Here is a 20,339-nt window from a genome sequence, read left to right on the forward strand (position 1 = left end):
TTTCGCTCGGGGCTCTTGTCTTTTCGCTCGGGGCTCTTGTCTTTTCGCTCGGGGCTCTTGTCTTTTCGCTCGGGGCTCTTGTCTTTTCGCTCGGGGCTAGTAAGCTCAAGTCGCTCCGCTTCTTGAGCTTGCTACCAAATCATTAGCTTTTCGCAGTTACGCCACTATATAATCCAGGTCTTCGGTCATCATAAACTGGAATTCTGCCTCGGACTTCATCAACAATAGAAAAGTCTACGTCAATAACAGCCACTTCTTCATCATCAGCGCCAACCCAAAGAACCTCTCCCCATGGCTGAATAATCATAGACTGGCCATTGAAGTTTTCTACCTTTTTGGAAATACGGTTTACCGCAATAACAAAGCATTGATTCTCGATGGCACGCGCTTGAAGCAAAGTTTTCCAATGGTCGATACGAGGTGTTGGCCATTGTGCTGGCACAAATAAAACCTTTGCTCCCTCTAAAGCGTGGGCACGAAGCCATTCAGGGAAGCGGATATCATAGCAAATTACTCCTGCTGCCTCTATATCTCCGAGCGTAAAGCGATTCATTTCATCGCCTGCCTCTAAATATAAATGCTCGTCCATTAAACGGAAGAGATGTGCCTTGCTATATTCACCTACTAGCTGACCATTTTTATCAAATGTATACATTGTATTGTAAAATTTATCGCCCTTTTTTGTTGCAACAGAGCCGCCCACAATATGTACACTAAGTTTCTTCGCCAAACTTGCTAAAAAAGCTTTCGTACGCACCCCATCTTCATCCGCTAGCTCTGGTAAACGCTCAAGTGCATAGCCTGTATTCCACATTTCTGGCAGTACAATAATTTCTGCACCTCGATTTGCAGCTTCTCGAATCTTCTCCTCAGCTCGAGCAAAATTTTCATCAACTTTGCCAAAGCCTACATTCAATTGGATACAGCCCATTTTCATTACTATTCCTCCTCTTGACCATAAGTAATAACTTTCAAATACAAATACGCTTTAACACATTTCATTATACAACATTTAAATCTAGACTAATTTATATTTATCCAGTTGTTAGAATTATCACAGAACTTTGATAAATTCGAAAGTCGCATTTATTTCATCTAAAAGAAAACTGCTGAAACTTTTCCAAGCTAACTTGGAATCTCCCTCCCCTTCTATATATTGATATACAGGAGGATTTTTACCCTCACTAAATCTAAAATAGTTAAATCCATAGCCTTGATGCATAGAAAATACAAAAGCATCCTCTGGTAAATTGAAAGATTTATAGTTTTCTTCTAGTAACTCGTTCGCTTCTTGCGTTAATTCTTTTATACTTCCAAAGAAAATATCTGTACCCTGAAATAGCAAACCTGCATGATGCCCCACATTTAACAAAAAATTGCGATACAGAGTAGGCAAACTGTGTCCAATTTCCTTTTCTAGTTCTTTAATTTCGTCTTCACTACATCCTTGAATTTCCTCTTCAACCGCTATGTGTGTTCTATGCAATATATCCACAATACTATTCATATCCATATTTCTATCACCTTTCAGGATCATTTTATATCATATAAACATCAAGGAATATTTTATATTATTTTCCAGGTAGTCGGTCTTAGGGCTGAGAAATAGCACCGCCTAAAGTTTGTTGCCAATAAAAATGTATAGCATTACAATTAAACCATTAAAGGAAAATTTATGTATTATAACATTGAGGTTCTAGATCAACTTCCTGTTACCCAACAATTAAGCATAGAAAGAGGAGGTTTATTATGAAAATGAAAATATGGTGGGCTATAAATTTTGTGTGGCTAGTTATCTTTGCTGCTGTGGCCATATTTATTGGAGTCAGAAAAGTTGATTTTGCAGGGGTAGTCCAAACTTCTGAAATCAAAATGATATCCTTCATTATTTTAGGTGTAGCCTTTCTAATCGTTGTACTATTCCAACTAATACTACTTATTTATTTTTATTTAGTTAGAAAAAGTACAGTCAATAATTCTACAAGAAGACTATCTTGAATCAATATTTTTCTAAGTCACTTATAAAAAGTGGCTTTTTTTATGAGGAGGTACATGAAAGTTGCATTAAAAGCATTCTTTGCAATTATTATACTTTTATTCTGTAGTCTATTAATGAATTTAACCGTTCAAGATGAGTTAACTAAAAAATATAGTATTAAAAGGATCTTTATATTTTTTTGGCTTAAAATTTATATTTACACAAATTGATCTTATAAAACAGAAAAAGGACTAAGACGGCAATTAAGCTATCTTGTTCTTAATCGTCATTTGGATTCCGCGATTGCTCCTCCTTATTAAAAACGGCATTAGAAATAGCTACAATTGAATTAAATGCCACCTGAAGTTTTTTAGAACTTTCCAAAGTTTTTGCAAATAAAGGGTCTAGACAATTAGTAAAAAAAGTAATAGCTTTCAAATCACAAGTACAATTAAGTTTTGATGCTTCCAAAAGTGTTTATTGTAGCCCATTCTAGTCTATTGACTTTCCAATGGGCTACATCTAAAACCAAATAAATCTGTATATATTTAATCGTTTGGTCGCTTTTTGGTCGCCCAAAGTCGCCTATTTTTCTATTGAAACAAACTTTAAGACCACCCATCACGGAGTGGTCTTTTCATCTAAACCTAAGACATCGACAAACATCCTATCCACATGCCAATTAGCCATAAAAAATAGCCCCCTTATCAATTAAATAAGAGGGCTATATATAATTCATAATATATCACTTATCTCCAACTGACTTTAATAATTTTATTGGAAAATAGCTAACTAACGAATCCGATTCATTCCTTACATATAGATAACCATTAATTTCAATACCTAGCGATGAAAAAACGCTTCCCTTTAAATACATTCTGTTATCATCAGCTCGAACGTATCCCTCTATTGGACTAAGTTGCGCTCGCGTATCCGCTGTTAACTCATAACGCACGCCTTCTTTTCTTTTTATCGTTTCTGCTATTTTAATATCTGTCCCTTGATATCCCATACATATTTCTCCATCTGCATCCATGAAACAATAAGAAAGGAATTGTTCGTCATTTGAGAAAGAAATCTTGGCCGCTTGTCCATTGAGCTTTTCATCTTTATTAAAATATTTTCCGTAACTCATAAAGTGTCCAATTTGGTCACGATTAATATAAATATAAGTTGGATTGTTATAGAAAGATGAACGAATTTTTACTGGTACTTCTTTGAAAACTACCAAATCCGTTGCTTGTACGCGATATTGCCCCATCTGGTAAAATATTTTGCCATCATATTTTTCAATATCATACGTTCTAAAGAAGTTATTTTGCTTAACCACTAACGAATCAAACGTACCATCTGAATTTTTCTTGTATACCTTAATGTCTTTTTTAAAGGTCATTTTCCCTGTTTGCCCTTTTACAACTTCTGCTCCATCATACATCACTTTCGCTTCTGATTTTGTTGGATTTACTACTGCAAATACGAATGCTGCTAGTAACACAATAAATAATTTTTTCATCATTCTCCTCCTACTCAGTTATAAAAACATAATTTCTTAGTATTATATACCAGTAACTTAATATTCTATCAACGGATGTTAAAAACCCTACAAAAGTATAGTGTTTTTCCATAACATTATTTCCCCCCATCTACCATTCTACCCAATTCGCTAAATTACATTGTCTGTTACTTATTGATTGTGAGAGACTATCTCTTTCATTTAACCAATTATAGAAAGATACTGGACGTTCTTTATTAGTAGTTTCTTCTATAATAAGATGAATATTCGGCTTTCTATTGGAACGTTCTACAACCTTACTACACGCTCCTACCAATACAGCTCTTTTGATATTTCTAGTAAATTTCGATATTATTAATGTGTAGATAGATAAAATTTAAATGAGAATTTCAAAATGGACAAACTAGAACAAACAACCCAAGAACTACTGGAAGCTGGTTATACAATTGAGGAGATTAAAGCCATTTAAGGAAGTAATTGAACAAGCTAAACAGTCCCATACAGATCGTGAGACAGATAACTAATCACAGCTATCTGTTTTTTTTATGTACTTTTATCTTCCGATTTCCTAAAATAGGAAATATAGAGGGGGAATAAATTATGAAAAAATTAGCATTTAGTGCAGCGTTAGTTTTAAGTTTAGGTTTAGGCGCATGTGGTGAAGAAAAACAAGATAATGATAAGGTAAATGCAGATAGTGAAATAGTAGAAGCATATAGTCGTGAAATTACAGCAGAAGAACAAGAATATATTCAATTAGTAAAGAATGACAATTTTGATACTCTAATTACTAAAACAGAAGGAAAAGCAAACGAAATACAACAAGATTATAATAATCTTGCATTAGCATTTGATAAATTCAATGGTGTAGATGAAAACCTACCGAGAGTATACACAAGTGCGACTCTAGGAAAATATGAATACGTACTTAAAAGACTTGAAGAGATAAAATATATACCAGATGAGATTAAAGAAAAAGTTAATGAATTAAAAATTGTTGCAAAAGAGAAAGAGGAAAAGTGGATTAAAAAATCAGAAGAAAATGAAGCTATATACGAAGCAGAAAATGAAAAAAGGAAACTTGAATATAAAAAAAGCGAACTTGAATTTAAAATTAATGAGAGAACTATGAATCCTAAAGCAGTTTACATTGGGATGACAAAAGAAGAAGTTTTGGTAGACGGATGGGGTAAACCTATAGAAATTAACAGAACAACTACTACATATGGTGTAAGTGAGCAATGGGTTTATTATGATTATAAATATCTATATTTTGAAGATGGAATTTTAACTACTATTCAAGATTAATTTACAGGAGGATGAGTCAGATGGATTTAGCCGAACAAACAGGACTTACAATAATACGTTTGATTAGTGAAATTGCTAACAATAAAATGAAGATGTATCCAAAGGATGCACTTGAGAAAATTATGGTTGCTCTGGATGTAAAGAATTTAGGTGATTTACTGCAGCGTATAGATGAGGAAACAGATAACTAAATGGTTGTCTGTTTTTTCATGTACAAATATAAGGAATTTAGCACTCAAAATGAGTGGCTTTTTTTATTAGAATAAGACGATTTTTATTATGGTAAATAAGCATATGTATTTGGTTAAAGTTGTAATTGTAGGTTATTAAAAGAAATAACCTTAGACAATTTTAAGGAGGATACATAAGTGATTAAGTTTTTTTAAAATGGTTTTATTTATTTAGCATTAATTATGCTAACACTAGTAAGTTTTAATATTGAAAGTGCTTCAGCTGCCGAAGCTATAGATTATGAAGAAGGGGTAACTAATTTAGATAATACGCCTGAAAATAGTGCAATTCTAGGAAGTCAACTATTGAAACCTGAAATCGGTTGGAAAAGATATGATACAAAAACATCAGAAATAAAATTTATAGCAAGTCCTAAATAAGCAATACCTGGAGGCGCCATTCGAAAAAACCTGAACTACCAAAGATAAATTTCCATGCTTTTGAGACACTCTTGTGCATCTTACTTATTAAGCAACGATGCCAATTTTAAAATTATGCAAGAACAATTAGGGCATAGTGATGTTGGGTTAACTATGAACATATATAGCCATTTGACTAAAGAAGATAAAAAAGCTGCAATCGATTTATTTAATAAGATTTTGTAATTTGGTCGCTTTTTGTCGCCTGTGGTTTTTAGAGAATTTCAACCCCTTTATTTATAAAGGGTCTAGACAATTAGTAAAAAAAGTAATAGTATTTGCATCATATTCTTTAACAATAATTATTATATTCTGAAAAAGGTGAATGTGCATGGAATTCTCAAAAAAACTACAGCAACTCCCAACTCAGTTTTTTGCAGCACTTGTGCAAAAAGTAAATGCTGCCTTAGCTGAAGGTCGTGATGTTATTAATCTAGGTCAGGGAAATCCTGATCAACCTACTCCTCCACATATTATTAAGGCTCTACAGGAGGCAGCTGAAAATCCCCTTAATCATAAATATCCACCGTTTCGCGGCATTGCTGAATTACGCCAGGCTGCAGCCAATTTCTACAAACGTGAATACAATGTAGACATTGATCCCGACACAGAAGTGGCTATTCTCGGTGGTACAAAAATCGGCCTTGTTGAATTACCTTTAGCTATATTAAATCCTGGGGATACAATGCTATTACCCGATCCTGGCTATCCTGATTACTTATCAGGGGTTGTATTAGGGGATGTAAATGTTGAAGTACTGCCACTTTTTGCAGAGAATAGCTTCCTTCCCGATTACACAGCTTTATCTGATAGTATAAAAGAACAGGCGAAACTTCTATATCTGAATTACCCTAATAATCCAACTGGTGGTACTGCAACAAATGAATTTTTCGAGGAAACCGTTCGCTTTGCAAAAGAGCATAATATCATCGTTTCACATGATTTTGCCTATGGGGCAATTGGATTTGATGGAAACAAACCTGTTAGCTTCCTACAGGCAGATGGTGCTAAAGATGTTGGAATTGAAATGTATACACTATCCAAAACATACAATATGGCAGGGTGGCGCATTGGCTTTGCAGTTGGGAATGCTGATATTATTGCTGCTATCAATCTAATACAAGATCACCTTTTTTGCAGTCAATTCCCTGCTGTACAACAAGCAGCGGCGATTGCACTCTCAGCATCACAGGAATGTGCAGACGAGCTCAGAGCCACTTATGAACGTCGACGAAATGTCCTAATCGAAGAGGCTCAGCGTATTGGCTGGCATGTAACTGCACCTAAGGGCTCTTTTTTTGCATGGCTCCCCGTTCCAGTAGGCTATACAAGTGAACAATTTGCAGATCTCTTACTCGACAAGGCAGATATTGCTGTAGCAGCAGGAAATGGCTTTGGACAATATGGTGAGGGCTATGTCCGCGTTGGCTTACTTGTAAGCGAAGAGCGTTTACGTGAAGCCATAAATCGAATCGAACAATTAAATTTATTTAACTTCTTTCAGTAGAAGTCTCCCACCTCTATAGGTGGTGAGATGAATGCGAATTTAAGCTACTTTTCAGAGGTGTCCAAACACCCGCTGAAATAGAGGAACTCAGTCTAAGAACTCCACGTCCTATGGCAATTTATCTGTGCGAAAGCGAAGCGACAGCAACACGGTTTTATCTGTGCGAAAGCGAAGCGACAGCAGCAACAACACACGACTTGAGACCAACATCATGTTGCTGCCGCTGCGTTAGCACTATGCTTTCGCACAAAAAACATCTGTTGGCCCAAAGCCTCTGGCGGATGTCACAGAATCGAAAAGGAGTTAATAAAGGATGTATCGCATCCATGCGATAACGGCTAACTGCCTGCATCACGCTGGCCTTAGCACAAAGCCGATTCTGGACGCAATTATGCCGAGGAATAATTGATATAATCAAATTAAAAAAACTGTTCTACAGCAATGCCATAGAACAGTTTTTTCATTTCTCAATCTTTCTTGGACTCTGTAAGTCTTTTTCTAAGGGATAAAATTGAACATGTCCTGTTTCATCATCAAATTGGCGAATATGCTGAATGCCCTGTACCTCTGCTAAAACGATATCGGCTGTAATCACAATATTCCCCCCCTTCACCAAATGTCCTCCCGATACTTGGCCCCATTGATCACTCATTGATCCATGAAGATGTGTCTCATATTCCCCATCACGTTTACACACAACACCAGCACCTTGAATAAATTCAAGCGGGCCCTCTTTTTTAACCACTTCACAGAAACGGACATTGATTTTAGATGTCTCATCCGGTACTAAATAAACAAAACTACTTTTTTGAAAACTGCCAATACAGCTAACAAGGGTAGCCGACTCAATATCGTTCTCTTGACAGATAGCCTCTATACCCTCGATAATATCAGTTCCCATTAAAATACGAGCACTAATCACTTTTCCAAATGCTCCAACTCCATAATTTACTCTTATAGACATCTATACACCTCTTTTTGCTTATACATTTATTATCGTTACCAAATATAGCTCACTTGATAAGTTCCTCTATAAAATTCATGACATCCTCTGGGGCTTTACCTGATTCAGCGGACATACAAACATCCATTAAATCAAAATTAAATAAAAAATTAAAATATTTATTGACTAATAATAACCTATAATTTATATTAGTTCTATCGGATTTATAAAAATACTATATATCTCTTATCAAGAGTAGCTGAGGGACTGGCCCTATGAAGCTCGGCAACCTCCTTTTTAAAGGAAGGTGCTAAATCCTGCAAACGATCATCGTTTGATAGATAAGAGAGGACGTTTTTTCATGAGCCTCTCTTAGTTTATAAGAGAGTTTTTTTATTTTTAAAAATCGATACAACAAACTTTGGAGGTCATTTTCATGAAGAAACGAAACAAATTTTTATTAGGCTTAGCAGGTTTTACATTAGCAGCAGCATTAGTAGGCTGTGGTACAAAAGAAGATAGTAAAGGCGATCAAGGTAAGGCTATTGATGAAAATAAGATCGTAGTAGGTGTCACTTCTGGTCCACATGAACAAATTGCAGAGATTGCAGCTAAAGTGGCAAAGGAAAAAGGCTTGGAAGTAGAGCTTAAATCCTTCTCTGACTATGTTTTGCCTAATACTTCATTAGCTGAAGGTGATCTTGATGCAAACAGCTATCAGCACAAGCCTTTCTTAGATACATTTAATAAAGATCATGATACAGACTTAGTACCAGTAGGAAAAACTATTCTGAATCCAATGGGTGTTTACTCTGAAAAATATAAATCTTTTGATGAAATACCGGACGGTGCAACATTTGGTTTACCAAATGATCCAACAAACGGTGCTCGTGCGCTGTTCGTCCTGCAAGAGGCTGGCTTTATTAAATTAAAAGAAGGTGCTGGCCTAACAGCGTCTATCCGTGATGTTGAGGAAAACAAGAAAAATTTAAAATTCATAGAGTTAGAGGCTGCACAAATTCCAAAGCAGCTTAGTGAGGTTGATGTAGCGGCTATTAATACAAACTTTGCGCTTGAGGCTGGCATTAATCCTAAAGAGGATTCTATCCTTTTAGAATCTACTGACTCTCCTTATGTAAACTATATTGTAGTACGTGCCGAAAATGAGAACGATCCAACCATTAAAAAATTCGTTGAAGCTTATCAATCTGATGAAGTACGTAAATTTATTGAAGATGAATTTAAAGGATCTGTCATTGCAAGCTGGTAAACAGTAGTGAAACTTTAATCAGCAGGGATTTTCCACAGATTATTAGTTTAAATGCAGGATAAAATAGAGAATCTGCGAGACTCCTCTGGGAAAGCGAGCAGATTCTTGCTTTTTAGAAAGGAGACATCCATATGATTCGGTTAAAAAATATATCCAAAGAATTTAAAACAAAAAAAGGTATTGTCAGAGCAGTTGATGGGATTAACCTTCATGTTAAAAAAGGTGAAATTCATGGAGTCATTGGCTATAGTGGTGCAGGTAAAAGCACACTTATTCGCTGTGTTAACCTATTGGAACGCCCAACTGCAGGAAAAGTTTGGATCAACAATGTGGATATTACTTCCCTTTCCCTTAATGATCTTCGTAAGACTCGTCAAAAAATCGGGATGATTTTTCAGCATTTTAATCTCTTAAAAACAGCAACCGTTTATAACAATATAGCTGTCCCATTAAAGCTACTTGGCTATAACGATACCGAAGTGAAAAATCGTGTGGCGAAATATGCTGAAATTGTTGGCTTAACAGAAAAATTAGAGAGCTTTCCAAGTCAGCTTTCAGGTGGTCAAAAACAACGTGTTGCTATTGCACGTGCGTTGGCACAAGAACCTGAAATCTTACTAAGTGATGAAGCGACTAGTGCACTTGATCCAGAAACAACAGAAGCCATTCTTGAACTACTATTGAAAATTAATCGTGAGCTGGGCATTACTATATTACTTATTACGCATGAAATGAATGTCATACAAAAAATCTGCGATGACGTATCTGTTCTTGAAGCAGGGAAAGTTGTGGAATATGGTTCAGCTATTGATCTTTTTGCGAAGCCACAGCATCCAACAACGAGAAAGTTCTTGAGCACGATTTCACAGCGCAATCTATCTCTTTCCCTTATTCAGCAGCTCAATGTTTCAGGGAGTGTTATTCGTCTAACATTTCTCGGCGAAAGTACTGGAAAACCGTTATTGGCAGAGGTCAGCAAAGTTTACGATGTTCAGCCAAATATTTTAACTGCCAATATTATTGAATTAAAAAATGGCATCGTCGGAAATATCGTCGTTCATTTAAATGGTGAAACGCATATTGTACAAAAGGCATTAACGTATTTCACAGAAAATGGCGTAGCCGTAGAAGAATTAGGAGGCGACCAAAATGGATAGTATTCAAAGCTTCTTTACAGATTGGTCAGATGTTATTGGGAAATCAATTATCGAAACCTTCCAAATGGTCGGAATTTCTTTATTCTTTTCCATAGTCATTGGAATTCCATTAGGACTTTTAATTGTTTTAACACGTCCTGGTCAATCTTTCGAAAATAAATTTCTTTATCAATTTTTCAATTTATTCATTAATATAATTCGCTCTGTTCCATTTATCATTTTACTCTTCTTTATTTTACCGTTTACAAAACTAATTGTTGGGACAACTATTGGTGTGAAAGGTGTGATTGTACCACTTGTTGTTTATACGGCACCTTATATCGCACGACTGATGGAGACAGCACTTTTAGAAGTGGACCCAGGTGTTGTAGAGGCTTATACAGCAATGGGCATTAAACGTCGTCATATCATCTGGAATGTTTTATTACGCGAGGCTCGCCCTTCTATTATTTTAGGCTTAACCATTGCCACAATTGGTCTTATTGGAGCAACGGCAATGGCAGGTATGGTTGGTGCGGGTGGTTTAGGTGATCTTGCTTACCGTTATGGTCATTTACGCTATGAGGTCGATGTTATGTATGCGACCGTCTTTATTTTAATCATCCTTGTTCAGAGTATTCAATCTATTGGCAATCGATTTGCAGCAAAACTTAAGAAGGATTAAGGAGGAGCACTGTGACAAAGGAAATTTATATAGAGAAAAATGGTTATATAGCAACTTTAGTAATTAATCGTCCTGAGAAACGTAACTCTTTATCAAGGGAAATGTTTCAGGCTATTTTGGATGAGCTTAGTCATTTAAGCTCTGACCCTTCTATTAAACTTTTAATTGTCCGCGGCGTGAATGAAGTAGCCTTTTCTTCAGGGGCAGATATTAGTGAGTTTTTAGATATTCGTTATGCAGCTGACAATGCGAAGGCATACAATGATTTAGCATTAAGGGCAATTGATGCACTCTATAAATTTCCGCACCCAACCATAGCTATGATACAGGGCTTAGCGATTGGTGGCGGCTTAGAGTTAGCAAATGCCTGTGATTTTAGAATTGCTACACCTAAAAGTAAACTAGGCATCACTGCCGCAAACATTGGCATTGTCTATAATCTTGAAAGTACAAAACGTCTTATCAATATTGTTGGAGTTGCTAAGGCAAAAGAAATTTTATACACAGCAAATATTTTTACAGCTGAAGAAGGAAAAAGCATTGGCTTGATTACCGCCCTACATGAGCCAGAGAATATTGAAAATGCCACACAGCAATTCGCTGAGCAACTCTTAAGTAAATCATCTGTGGCCAATGCAGGCATTAAAAAAATTATCCAAGCTATTGTAGATGGTGAAAATGAAGAAAATGATGTGCTAGCTCAAATCATTCTCAACTCCTTTAGTGCAGAGGATTATAACGAAGGTATACAGGCATTTTTAAATAAAAGAAAGCCTATTTTTAATAAATAAGTGAGGTAGTAACGATGACAAAAACAACTAATGGAGACCTTCTATTAAAAAATATAACTGCCCAAGCTCCCTTCCCCATTTGTTTTGATGATTTAGAGAAGGCTGTAGCGGAAAAAATGGAAGCTGGACCTTTTGGATACATACGCTCAGGTGCTGGTGGCGAACAAACATTGCGCAATAATCGTGCAGCTTTTGAAAAATACTCCATTGTGCCCCGCTTTTTAAATGATGTTTCAAGTATTAATACTTCAATTGAGCTTTTCGGAAAAACATATCCAACGCCATTGTTATTTGCCCCAGTTGGTATGAATAAGATGGCGCATGATGATGGAGAGCTTGCGGTTGTTCGCGCTGCTCAACAATTAAAAATACCCTATATACAAAGTACGGTTTCTAGCTATGCACTTGAGGATGTTTCACAAGCTGCCCCTACTGCTACAAAATGGTTTCAGTTATATTGGTCTACTAATGAGGAAATTGCTTATAGTATGGCCACTCGAGCAGAGTCTGCTGGCTTTGAAGCAATCGTCCTCACAGTCGATACAGTTATGCTTGGCTGGCGTGAAGAGGATGTACGCAACCAATTTTCGCCTTTAAAGCTAGGCTATGCAAGAGGTAACTATATCAATGATCCCGTGTTTATGGCTTCTCTGCCGGATGAATCGTTTGAATCCTACGTACAAGGTGTGTTGCAAAATGTTTTCCATCCTACCTTAAGTTGGGAAAATGTACGTGAATTAAAGCGTCGATCTAATCTTCCTATTCTATTAAAAGGTATTCTACATCCTGAAGACGCAAAATTAGCTATAGAAAATGGTATTGATGGTATTATCGTTTCAAATCATGGAGGTCGCCAGTTGGATGGCGTAGTAGGATCACTTGATGCGCTTCCTGCAATTGTAAAAGCAGTAAATGGACAAATTCCTATTATTTTAGATAGTGGCGTGTATCGTGGCATGGATGCCCTCAAAGCACTTGCTTTAGGAGCAGATGCAGTAGCAATTGGTCGTCCTTTTGTCTATGGACTAGCGTTAGATGGACAGCAAGGAGTCGAAAAAGTCATGACAAATCTATACGATGAATTGAAAGTTTCCATTGCATTAGCAGGAGTAACCTCCATTCCAGCACTACGAAATATTACTTTAGTGAAAAAAGATGGAGTCGATGAAAAATGAATCAAGCATTACAAGGCTTAAAAGTTGTTGATCTATCGCAGGTGCTTGCTGGTCCATACTGCACAATGGTATTAGCAGATATGGGGGCTGAGGTCATTAAAATTGAGAAGTATCCCAATGGAGATGACACACGTACAATGGGTCCATTTATTAATGAAGAAAGCCATATGTACATGATGGTTAATCGTAATAAAAAAGGTGTTTGTTTAAATTTAAAAACATCTGAGGGATTAGAGCTATTTAAGGAGCTTATACAATCAGTAGATGTGCTTGTGGAAAATTATCGGCCTGGCGTCACTAAAAAATTAGGAATTGATTATGCAACATTAAAAGAAATTAATCCTGGTCTCATTTATTGCTCTATTTCAGGTTATGGTCAAACAGGTCCTTACAGTCAAAAAGGCGGCTACGATATTATGGCGCAAGGACTTAGTGGCTTAATGCATATGACTGGTGAAGCAGATGGCAAACCAGTAAAGGTTGGCTTTGCTGTAAATGATATTGCAGCTGCTCAAACAGCATTACAGTCTATTTTAATGGCCTATATTTACAAGCTACGTAGCGGTGAAGGGCAATATATTGATGTTTCCTTAGTAGAATCTGGATTGGCATGGACGGTTTGGGAGGCTGCAGCGTACTTTGGGCAAGGCCAGCTACCCGAGCGAACAGGTACTGCGCATCGTGTCTCCGCACCTTATCAGAGTTTTAAAACACAGGATGATTATATTTTAGTGGGTGCAGGCAATCAAAAGCTATGGGAGATTTTCACTACGAAAGTCGTCAATCGACCAGATTGGCTGAGTAATCCACTGTTCGCGTCAAACTACTTACGAGCTCAAAATGTTAAAGCATTGGAGGAAGAAATCGAAAGTGAATTGGTCAAACATAAAGCTGCATATTGGCTTCAGCTTTTAGATGAATATGGTGTACCATCTAGCCCAATCTATTCCTACGATCAAACATTGAATGATCCTCATATTTTGGAGCGCGGTATGGTCCTATCTTATGAGCATCCAACGGCTGGGCCAATGCGTACACTGGGATTCCCAGCGAAATTTTCTCAAACCCCTGGACAGCTAATAAAAGCCGCTCCAACATTAGGGCAACATAATGAGGAAATTTTAAAATCATTGCATATGACAGATGAACATATCAAACAGCTAAAAGCCTCAAATATCATTCATTCAAAATAGAGCTTTTTTAACCTATTTCATCCATTTCGAGCGTTCTAATATGTTGATTCAATCTAGCTATCTGTCACTTTGAGTGTTTTATCCATCTAAACATAAAAAAGGGTACCTCACGAAGAGGCAACCCTTTTTATTGAATAACGCCTAGTTCGCGACCTACTTTTTCATAAATTGCAAGTGCATCATCTAGCATTTCTTTTGTATGAGCCGCAGTAGGCATATTACGAACACGACCTGTGCCCTTTGCAACCGTCGGGAAAACGATTGATTTCGCATAAACTCCCTCTTCAAATAAGCGTCGAGAGAACTCCTGCGTGAGCTTTTCATCACCAATAATACATGGCGTTATTGGTGTTTCGGATTCACCAATATTAAAGCCTAACTTAGCCAGTCCTGCTTTTAAATAATCGCCATTTTCCCAAAGTTTATCATGAAGCTCAGTGGAGTCGATTAACATTTGAACTGCAGCCGTAATTGCTGCAACATCTCCAGGAGGTAATGCTGTTGAGAATAAAAATGGACGTGAGCGTACCTTTAGCCAGTCAATTAAATTTTTCTTACCAGCGACATATCCACCAACAACGCCAATTGCTTTAGAAAGTGTACCAATTTGGAAGTCGATTTCTTTTTCTAAACCGAAATGCTTCACTGTACCCTTTCCTTTACCTGTTACACCTGAACCATGAGCATCATCCACATACGTAATTAAATCAAATTCCTTTGCAATCTCAACAATTTCCGGTAATTTAGCAATATCACCATCCATGGAGAAAACACCATCAGTAATGACCATAACTTTATTGTATAATCCAGATTCTTTCGCAGCTTTTGCCTTCGCACGTAAATCATCCATATCAGAGTGATTAAACGCAATGATTTTCGCCTTTGATAAACGACAACCATCAATAATAGAAGCATGATTCAATTGATCCGAAAGAATCGCATCATTTTTATCCATTACAGCTGAAATCGCTGCCATATTACAGTTAAAGCCTGATTGATAGGAAATAGCTGCTTCAGTTCCTTTAAATTCTGCAAGCTTTTCCTCCAATTTAACATGTAAATCAAGCGTACCATTTATAGTACGAACAGCACCTGCTCCAACACCATATTTATCAATAGTCTCTTTGGCAATACGCTTCAATTCTTCATTTGTTGCTAAGCCAAGGTAGTTGTTTGAGGATAAGTTAATAAGTTCTTTGCCACGCACCTGAATAACAGGTCCATTAGCTCCCTCTACTGGATCAATCTCGTTGTATAAGCCTTGGTCTCTTAAGTCTTGTAGGTTTTCATCTAAAAATGCATTTAATACTTTTGACAAGCGTATCATCCTTTCCTAGGAAAACTGTTCTAGCTCCTAGTGTAGCACAAGCATGCCATTTGAAAAATTACTTTGTTAATCTTTCGAAAAGTGGAGCAGTTTTTTCTCGCCAAAGTGAAGCAGATAGACAATGGTCTAATAATCGACGTACTGTATACTCTGCTTCCGCATATCGTTTGGAGTAGCCCATCGCATCCTGCATGGCCTCTTTATACTTTGCCCGGATATCTTCGATTAGAGCTTCTGCATCCTGGGATAATGCACAATGTTTTCCTATATCAAATATTTCATCCCCCAGTCTGCCATCCTGTGGATCAAAAACATGTGGCTCTGTACTATCAAATATGCAGAAATTTAATTCTGGGATAATGACCATATCAACAGAGCCTGCATCCAAACCACACCAAATAATTTGTGCATCTAGCCCTCTCTTATTGGCTTCGTCTGCTAAGTCCTTCATTAAGGAGGATTTACCTGTTCCCGGCTTACCTTTTATCATTAATCGACGAGCTAAATTTTTGGTAATACTCTCTACTGTATTTTCAGCGCCTCTTGGTGTTAATGTTCCCAGTAAGCGGTGTGTGCGAATGCCAGATTTATTTAAAACGATGGATTGAAACACGTTTGTTTTTAACATTTCCACTTGATCATTTAATGCTTGCCAATTCATACAGCTCTGTGTCACAATCTCCCAATCATCATGAATCTTAATAGCTTTACTTAGCATAGCGATACATTTATCACGCCATAACTCTCGTTCCTTCATTGACCCAGCAAGCTGTTCGCCAACTTTCTCGAGCTGGAGGTCCTCTAAACAATCATAAAATGATAGCACACGATGCTTTGTTCCAAGGAAAGTCGGTTCAATCCCCCATTCAGAAGACCAAATATAGAGCCGATTACATCCTCTAACAAATACTGCCTCCACAACATCCTCTAACAGCGCGTGTTTAAACCACTCTACCGCAAAGCCCTGCTTAACGTAAAAATAACCAAGCTCTTTTAAAAGCTCCGACCCCTTCATCGTTGGAGCACCTTGCAAAAGATAAACCAATTCCGCCTCATCCATCATTTCCTTATATAATTGCTTAATTCCTTGCCCTGTCAATGCGTGTCCAAAATAATAGGTCACATTTCCGTTCAATACCGCTCCTCCTTTATCTTATGCCCTGCATTATATGAAACAACAGCAAAAAAAATGAGAAGCTACTTCTATCCTTTAAGGTAAAAGTAGCTTCCTATTTAATAGAACGGCTTCATATCCTCTACATTGCCAATACACTTCATTAAGATCTTCTGGCAATAAGGTAATGAGTATTGCACAATATAGCCCGATGTTAAAGCAATGACCACTGTCCCAACACCGACAGGACCTCCTAGCAACCAGCCGAAAATTGTTACTAGCACCTCAATGCCCATTCTCGCCGTTTTAATTGTCCCACCAAATTTCTCAACCAGAATCATCATCAATGTATCACGTGGACCCGCTCCCATATTGGGTGCAATGTACATGCCACAGCCAAAACTTAAAACAAATAAACCTATCACAAAATAAGTAACCTGTAAGCCATATATATTCGTTGTTGGCAATAGCCAATTAAAAACATCTATAAATGATCCGATTAGTAGCATATTGAGCCAAGTTCCTATCTTTGGCCATTGTCGTAAAACAATTGAGGTGGAAACAACAATAAAAAGCCCTGTTAAAATAGACCACGTCCCAATCGATAAACCAAAGTTTTGGAATAAACCCACATGCAATACGTCCCAAGGGCTGGTTCCTACAATCTTGCCCTTAATAGACATAGTAATTCCAAGGGACATAATGATTAAGCCACCTATAAAAAACGCCCAACGCCACCCCATAATTTTTCGCATTTCATATCCCTCTCTCTATGTATGATATTGCTCTAACTGTACCATAGTTTCTAGCTAAAACGAGGGGATGTGTCTTGCCTTTTCTTATAAAAAAGTTTTGGTTACCTGAGTGGTTCTCCTTGCTGGCCGAGCGAATTCTTTAGCTTCCTGAGCGGTTTCCTTTGCTGACCGAGCGATTTGTTTATATACCTGAGCAGTTCTCTTCGTTAGCCGAGCGATTTTCATCTCTACCTGAGCGGCTCTCCTTGCTATCCGAGCAGATTGCTTCTCTTTCTGAGCGGTTTCCTTGCTAACCGAGCAGATTTCTTCTTCAACTGAGCGGTTCTCCTCGCAAGCCAAGCGGATTGCTTCTTCACCTAAGCGGTCTCTTCATTAGCCTAGCGAATTTTTTGGCTTCCTGAGCAGTTCTACTCGCTGACCGAGCGGTTTTCCTTGCTAGCTGAGCGGATTGCTTCTCCACCTGAGCGGGTCTCTTGGTCAGTCGAGCGAATTGTTCCCCTACCTGAGTAGATCTCTTCACTGACCGAGCGGAATTCTTCTCTACCTGAGCAGTCCTCTTAGCTAACTGAGCGGATTTCCTCTCTATTTGAGCGATTCTCTTCGCTAGCTGAACATGTTGCTTCCCTACCTAAACTGTTTTCCTCGTTATCCGAGTAAAAATCCAAATAAAAAACTACCCAGCCTTCATTCATGGGTAGTTGTAATCGCTTCCAGCTTTGCCTTTGTGACAGCAATTAAATCATCTAATTGTACATGGATTTGCATCCCAATTTTCCCGGCACTAACGATAATATCACCTTGCTCTAGTGCAGATGCGTCAATGACTGTCGGATAAAGCTTCTTCATGCCCACAGGTGAGCAGCCACCACGGACGTAGCCCGTATAGCTCAGTAGCTCCTTGACAGGGAGCATTTCAATTTTTTTCTCCCCTACTACTTTCGCAGCAGCTTTTAAATCAAGCTCTTGAGCAACAGGAATAACAAATACAAAAAGCTTTTGTGTACTTGCCTTTGCCACTAATGTTTTAAAAACACGAGAAGCTGGATGGCCAATTTTTTCAGCGACCGAAATACCATCTACTTGGCCATCGCCAGTCTCATATTCAATTACTTCAAATTGTATTTTTTGTTGCTCCAACAATCGTATAGCATTCGTCTTAGCATGCTTTGCCTTTGTCATATTAAAACTCCCATCTGCATCATTAAGCTATCATTGAGAAAGTGGCTTCATTCCCTAGTCGATAGCCATTCTTCGCCATTTGGATATGGGTCGCATATTTTTCAGAAACATGTTTAAATATCCCTGCCTTGAATGCCTCCCCATAACTCTTACCGAAAATTGTATCCGCAAATGGATCTAATATCAATTCCTTCGAAAAACGCTCCGGCACTTTGACCTCAATGACTTCATTTAAATAAGGAGGCTCGTTATCAGTTATTACGTTTTGATTGAATTCCTGACCCTGTAATTGTGCCTGAATTTGTTGAATTTGCGCATTTGCACTGGCCGCAATACGTAAATCTTGAGAAGAAGGCTGTGCTGGAGTTAATGCCGCATTACGTACTTGTTGTAAAATTTGTAACGTATTTTCGGGATTCATACCAACTACATCTTCATCATCCGATAGTTGAGAAGAGGCAATTGATTCAAAACCCTCACTATTGCCCATCTTGTTTGCTTGTTCATGAACCAGCACACTCTTTTTTGTTTGTTCCATCTCTTGAAAAATGGCTTGTTGTTGAGGCGTGACATCCTGCGACTCCTCTTTTTGTTGCTCGTAGAGGTCTAAATCCTTTTGCCCTAATAATAAACTCTCAAGCTCTTGCAATAATGGATTTTTCTTTGGCTGAAAATACAATGCATTTTTTCGATAAGCATCCCCTGCTTCTTTTCGCTGTAATACTTTCTTGCGATTAGAAGGCGAAATTCTTTCATGTTCTATTAAACTTGATATTTTCATATGATCACCTCAGCTTTCTTACTTAATATGCAAGTTAAATATTAGATATGATAATATCCTCTATTAACTATATCTCTACCACCTGAACAGTTTCTGTACACTCATTATCGGAATTTTCTATATTAAATTCAAGTACAAATTACTACTAACCTCCTAAAGAAATAATCTTTTATTCCTAAAATAGGTATAAATACCTTTTTAAAATCCTATATTTTCTTTTAATTAAAACTTTTCTACGAAACTTAATACTTTTTTCACTTTCCAAATAGTGTTAAATCTATACAAAAAAACAGTCTTTTGGCATAGACTGTTTCTAACATTTTTTTTTAGGTTTAATAAGGATACTTTTATAGGCTAGATAACCAAACCATGCGCCAAGCGTATTTAAAATCAAATCATCAATATCCGCTGAACCAACCGTAAAAATAAATTGTATCGTTTCTACTGCTAAGCTTGATAAAAAACCCGCACAAATCACCGTCCAAGCTTTACGAAACTTTTTGGACAGCAAAGGCAACAAAAAGCCCATAGGTGTAAATATTAATAAATTGCCGAGTAAATTAATAATAATGATATCCAAATTAAAATACTGAGAGTAGTTTATATAGCGCAGAATAGTTTCAAAGGGTACAAAATTTGTGGTTAATCGCCAGTTACTATAATCAAACAGACCTAATTCAACGAGTGTGTACTCGTCCTTCCATAAAATTATGATGACATCAACTAGACGATTAATGACTAGTTTATAAAAAGCAATAAATGAATAGATACAAAAAATTATCCATCCTATTATTTTTAGGGGAAAATAATATGTATCAATCAACGAACGATAAGGCAATGGAAGCTTGGCATCACCTTGCATATTAGAAATGTTATTTTTTTGCATGCCTAAACGACCTACTTCCTTATATTCTTCCCATATTTTAATATGCCCCCCATCCCCATGCAAGAGGTATAATAAGCTAGGTTTATAAATATTTATATGCAAGCAATTCAAAAGGCCAACTCGTACCATTGAGCCGGCCTTTTAATTT

Annotated in this window: 22 protein-coding genes and 1 riboswitch; of the genes, 12 read left to right on the forward strand and 10 right to left on the reverse strand. The window is 37.2% G+C overall.

Annotated elements, in window-relative coordinates; translation table 11 throughout:
• Positions 1–142: 142 nt before the first annotated feature.
• Both AC1RNS_RS11890 and AC1RNS_RS11895 read right to left on the reverse strand, forming a co-directional pair.
• Positions 143–937 carry a carbon-nitrogen family hydrolase gene (locus AC1RNS_RS11890; protein WP_492992854.1) on the reverse strand — a complete coding sequence of 265 codons (795 nt, stop codon included), beginning with the start codon at positions 935–937 and terminating at the stop codon, positions 143–145.
• A gap of 117 nt (positions 938–1,054) precedes the next feature.
• The gene (locus tag AC1RNS_RS11895) at positions 1,055–1,513 is read right to left on the reverse strand and encodes an SMI1/KNR4 family protein (protein ID WP_492992856.1); all 459 of its coding nucleotides are present in this window, start codon (positions 1,511–1,513) and stop codon (positions 1,055–1,057) included.
• A 242-nt stretch (positions 1,514–1,755) separates the two neighbouring features.
• On the opposite strand from AC1RNS_RS11895, the gene AC1RNS_RS11900 reads away from it, so the two are divergent.
• Complete coding sequence (locus AC1RNS_RS11900) at positions 1,756–1,998, forward strand: DUF3923 family protein (RefSeq protein ID WP_492992858.1); 243 nt, start codon at positions 1,756–1,758, stop codon at positions 1,996–1,998.
• A gap of 725 nt (positions 1,999–2,723) precedes the next feature.
• Here the strand turns inward: AC1RNS_RS11900 and AC1RNS_RS11905 are convergent.
• A complete protein-coding gene (locus tag AC1RNS_RS11905) occupies positions 2,724–3,491 on the reverse strand; it encodes a hypothetical protein (protein WP_492992859.1) in 768 nt (255 codons plus the stop codon).
• A 600-nt stretch (positions 3,492–4,091) separates the two neighbouring features.
• On the opposite strand from AC1RNS_RS11905, the gene AC1RNS_RS11910 reads away from it, so the two are divergent.
• The 5 genes from AC1RNS_RS11910 to AC1RNS_RS11930 all read left to right on the forward strand — a co-directional run bounded on the left by AC1RNS_RS11910 (position 4,092) and on the right by AC1RNS_RS11930 (position 6,956).
• Positions 4,092–4,799, forward strand: coding sequence for a hypothetical protein (locus AC1RNS_RS11910; RefSeq protein WP_492992860.1), 708 nt, complete (start codon positions 4,092–4,094; stop codon positions 4,797–4,799).
• Between the two features lie 20 nt (positions 4,800–4,819).
• Entirely contained in the window at positions 4,820–4,990 is a 171-nt protein-coding gene (locus AC1RNS_RS11915) for a helix-turn-helix domain-containing protein (RefSeq protein ID WP_492992861.1), read from the forward strand.
• Between the two features lie 222 nt (positions 4,991–5,212).
• On the forward strand, positions 5,213–5,410 hold the full coding sequence (locus AC1RNS_RS11920) for a hypothetical protein (protein WP_492992862.1): 198 nt from the start codon (positions 5,213–5,215) through the stop codon (positions 5,408–5,410).
• Positions 5,411–5,464: 54 nt separating this feature from the next.
• A complete protein-coding gene (locus AC1RNS_RS11925; protein WP_492992864.1) occupies positions 5,465–5,635 on the forward strand; it encodes a tyrosine-type recombinase/integrase in 171 nt (56 codons plus the stop codon).
• Positions 5,636–5,780: 145 nt separating this feature from the next.
• Positions 5,781–6,956 carry a pyridoxal phosphate-dependent aminotransferase gene (locus AC1RNS_RS11930; RefSeq protein WP_492992866.1) on the forward strand — a complete coding sequence of 392 codons (1,176 nt, stop codon included), beginning with the start codon at positions 5,781–5,783 and terminating at the stop codon, positions 6,954–6,956.
• Positions 6,957–7,416: 460 nt separating this feature from the next.
• Here the strand turns inward: AC1RNS_RS11930 and AC1RNS_RS11935 are convergent, their stop codons facing one another.
• On the reverse strand, positions 7,417–7,920 hold the full coding sequence (locus tag AC1RNS_RS11935) for a PPC domain-containing DNA-binding protein (RefSeq protein ID WP_492992867.1): 504 nt from the start codon (positions 7,918–7,920) through the stop codon (positions 7,417–7,419).
• A 222-nt stretch (positions 7,921–8,142) separates the two neighbouring features.
• Positions 8,143–8,247, forward strand: a riboswitch (SAM riboswitch).
• A gap of 88 nt (positions 8,248–8,335) precedes the next feature.
• Between AC1RNS_RS11935 and AC1RNS_RS11940 the strand changes: the two genes are divergently transcribed.
• The 6 genes from AC1RNS_RS11940 to AC1RNS_RS11965 all read left to right on the forward strand — a co-directional run bounded on the left by AC1RNS_RS11940 (position 8,336) and on the right by AC1RNS_RS11965 (position 14,149).
• Positions 8,336–9,169 carry a MetQ/NlpA family ABC transporter substrate-binding protein gene (locus AC1RNS_RS11940; protein WP_492992869.1) on the forward strand — a complete coding sequence of 278 codons (834 nt, stop codon included), beginning with the start codon at positions 8,336–8,338 and terminating at the stop codon, positions 9,167–9,169.
• A gap of 131 nt (positions 9,170–9,300) precedes the next feature.
• The gene (locus AC1RNS_RS11945; RefSeq protein WP_492992870.1) at positions 9,301–10,326 is read left to right on the forward strand and encodes a methionine ABC transporter ATP-binding protein; all 1,026 of its coding nucleotides are present in this window, start codon (positions 9,301–9,303) and stop codon (positions 10,324–10,326) included.
• Entirely contained in the window at positions 10,319–10,990 is a 672-nt protein-coding gene (locus AC1RNS_RS11950) for a methionine ABC transporter permease (RefSeq protein WP_492992872.1), read from the forward strand. Before AC1RNS_RS11945 ends, AC1RNS_RS11950 begins: the two co-directional genes overlap by 8 nt.
• Before the next feature lie 11 nt (positions 10,991–11,001).
• A complete protein-coding gene (locus tag AC1RNS_RS11955; protein WP_492992874.1) occupies positions 11,002–11,781 on the forward strand; it encodes an enoyl-CoA hydratase/isomerase family protein in 780 nt (259 codons plus the stop codon).
• Positions 11,782–11,795: 14 nt separating this feature from the next.
• Entirely contained in the window at positions 11,796–12,956 is a 1,161-nt protein-coding gene (locus AC1RNS_RS11960; RefSeq protein ID WP_492992875.1) for an alpha-hydroxy acid oxidase, read from the forward strand.
• The gene (locus AC1RNS_RS11965; protein ID WP_492992877.1) at positions 12,953–14,149 is read left to right on the forward strand and encodes a CaiB/BaiF CoA transferase family protein; all 1,197 of its coding nucleotides are present in this window, start codon (positions 12,953–12,955) and stop codon (positions 14,147–14,149) included. Before AC1RNS_RS11960 ends, AC1RNS_RS11965 begins: the two co-directional genes overlap by 4 nt.
• Before the next feature lie 127 nt (positions 14,150–14,276).
• Here the strand turns inward: AC1RNS_RS11965 and AC1RNS_RS11970 are convergent, their stop codons facing one another.
• The 6 genes from AC1RNS_RS11970 to AC1RNS_RS11995 all read right to left on the reverse strand — a co-directional run bounded on the left by AC1RNS_RS11970 (position 14,277) and on the right by AC1RNS_RS11995 (position 20,320).
• Positions 14,277–15,476 (reverse strand): glycine C-acetyltransferase, encoded by a 1,200-nt coding sequence (locus AC1RNS_RS11970; RefSeq protein WP_492992879.1) that lies wholly within the window; start codon positions 15,474–15,476, stop codon positions 14,277–14,279.
• Between the two features lie 58 nt (positions 15,477–15,534).
• On the reverse strand, positions 15,535–16,611 hold the full coding sequence (locus AC1RNS_RS11975; RefSeq protein ID WP_492992880.1) for a nucleotide kinase: 1,077 nt from the start codon (positions 16,609–16,611) through the stop codon (positions 15,535–15,537).
• Between the two features lie 98 nt (positions 16,612–16,709).
• The gene (locus AC1RNS_RS11980; RefSeq protein ID WP_492992882.1) at positions 16,710–17,345 is read right to left on the reverse strand and encodes a YczE/YyaS/YitT family protein; all 636 of its coding nucleotides are present in this window, start codon (positions 17,343–17,345) and stop codon (positions 16,710–16,712) included.
• A gap of 684 nt (positions 17,346–18,029) precedes the next feature.
• A complete protein-coding gene (gene ybaK / locus AC1RNS_RS11985; RefSeq protein WP_492992884.1) occupies positions 18,030–18,524 on the reverse strand; it encodes a Cys-tRNA(Pro) deacylase in 495 nt (164 codons plus the stop codon).
• A gap of 22 nt (positions 18,525–18,546) precedes the next feature.
• Positions 18,547–19,305 carry a putative metalloprotease CJM1_0395 family protein gene (locus tag AC1RNS_RS11990; RefSeq protein ID WP_492992886.1) on the reverse strand — a complete coding sequence of 253 codons (759 nt, stop codon included), beginning with the start codon at positions 19,303–19,305 and terminating at the stop codon, positions 18,547–18,549.
• A gap of 313 nt (positions 19,306–19,618) precedes the next feature.
• A complete protein-coding gene (locus AC1RNS_RS11995; RefSeq protein WP_492992888.1) occupies positions 19,619–20,320 on the reverse strand; it encodes a VanZ family protein in 702 nt (233 codons plus the stop codon).
• Positions 20,321–20,339: the final 19 nt, after the last annotated feature.

The organism is Lysinibacillus sp. GW821-FHT14F06 (genome assembly GCF_058803665.1).

Bases quoted from the DNA above. Each gene is read 5' to 3' on its own strand.
- AC1RNS_RS11890 (WP_492992854.1), bottom strand. From the start codon at position 937: ATGAAAATGGGCTGTATCCAATTGAATGTAGGCTTTGGCAAAGTTGAT.
- AC1RNS_RS11895 (WP_492992856.1), bottom strand. From the start codon at position 1,513: ATGGATATGAATAGTATTGTGGATATATTGCATAGAACACACATAGCG.
- AC1RNS_RS11900 (WP_492992858.1), top strand. From the start codon at position 1,756: ATGAAAATATGGTGGGCTATAAATTTTGTGTGGCTAGTTATCTTTGCT.
- AC1RNS_RS11905 (WP_492992859.1), bottom strand. From the start codon at position 3,491: ATGAAAAAATTATTTATTGTGTTACTAGCAGCATTCGTATTTGCAGTA.
- AC1RNS_RS11910 (WP_492992860.1), top strand. From the start codon at position 4,092: ATGAAAAAATTAGCATTTAGTGCAGCGTTAGTTTTAAGTTTAGGTTTA.
- AC1RNS_RS11915 (WP_492992861.1), top strand. From the start codon at position 4,820: ATGGATTTAGCCGAACAAACAGGACTTACAATAATACGTTTGATTAGT.
- AC1RNS_RS11920 (WP_492992862.1), top strand. From the start codon at position 5,213: ATGCTAACACTAGTAAGTTTTAATATTGAAAGTGCTTCAGCTGCCGAA.
- AC1RNS_RS11925 (WP_492992864.1), top strand. From the start codon at position 5,465: ATGCTTTTGAGACACTCTTGTGCATCTTACTTATTAAGCAACGATGCC.
- AC1RNS_RS11930 (WP_492992866.1), top strand. From the start codon at position 5,781: ATGGAATTCTCAAAAAAACTACAGCAACTCCCAACTCAGTTTTTTGCA.
- AC1RNS_RS11935 (WP_492992867.1), bottom strand. From the start codon at position 7,920: ATGTCTATAAGAGTAAATTATGGAGTTGGAGCATTTGGAAAAGTGATT.
- AC1RNS_RS11940 (WP_492992869.1), top strand. From the start codon at position 8,336: ATGAAGAAACGAAACAAATTTTTATTAGGCTTAGCAGGTTTTACATTA.
- AC1RNS_RS11945 (WP_492992870.1), top strand. From the start codon at position 9,301: ATGATTCGGTTAAAAAATATATCCAAAGAATTTAAAACAAAAAAAGGT.
- AC1RNS_RS11950 (WP_492992872.1), top strand. From the start codon at position 10,319: ATGGATAGTATTCAAAGCTTCTTTACAGATTGGTCAGATGTTATTGGG.
- AC1RNS_RS11960 (WP_492992875.1), top strand. From the start codon at position 11,796: ATGACAAAAACAACTAATGGAGACCTTCTATTAAAAAATATAACTGCC.
- AC1RNS_RS11965 (WP_492992877.1), top strand. From the start codon at position 12,953: ATGAATCAAGCATTACAAGGCTTAAAAGTTGTTGATCTATCGCAGGTG.
- AC1RNS_RS11970 (WP_492992879.1), bottom strand. From the start codon at position 15,476: ATGATACGCTTGTCAAAAGTATTAAATGCATTTTTAGATGAAAACCTA.
- AC1RNS_RS11980 (WP_492992882.1), bottom strand. From the start codon at position 17,345: ATGCGAAAAATTATGGGGTGGCGTTGGGCGTTTTTTATAGGTGGCTTA.
- ybaK (WP_492992884.1), bottom strand. From the start codon at position 18,524: ATGACAAAGGCAAAGCATGCTAAGACGAATGCTATACGATTGTTGGAG.
- AC1RNS_RS11990 (WP_492992886.1), bottom strand. From the start codon at position 19,305: ATGAAAATATCAAGTTTAATAGAACATGAAAGAATTTCGCCTTCTAAT.
- AC1RNS_RS11995 (WP_492992888.1), bottom strand. From the start codon at position 20,320: ATGGTACGAGTTGGCCTTTTGAATTGCTTGCATATAAATATTTATAAA.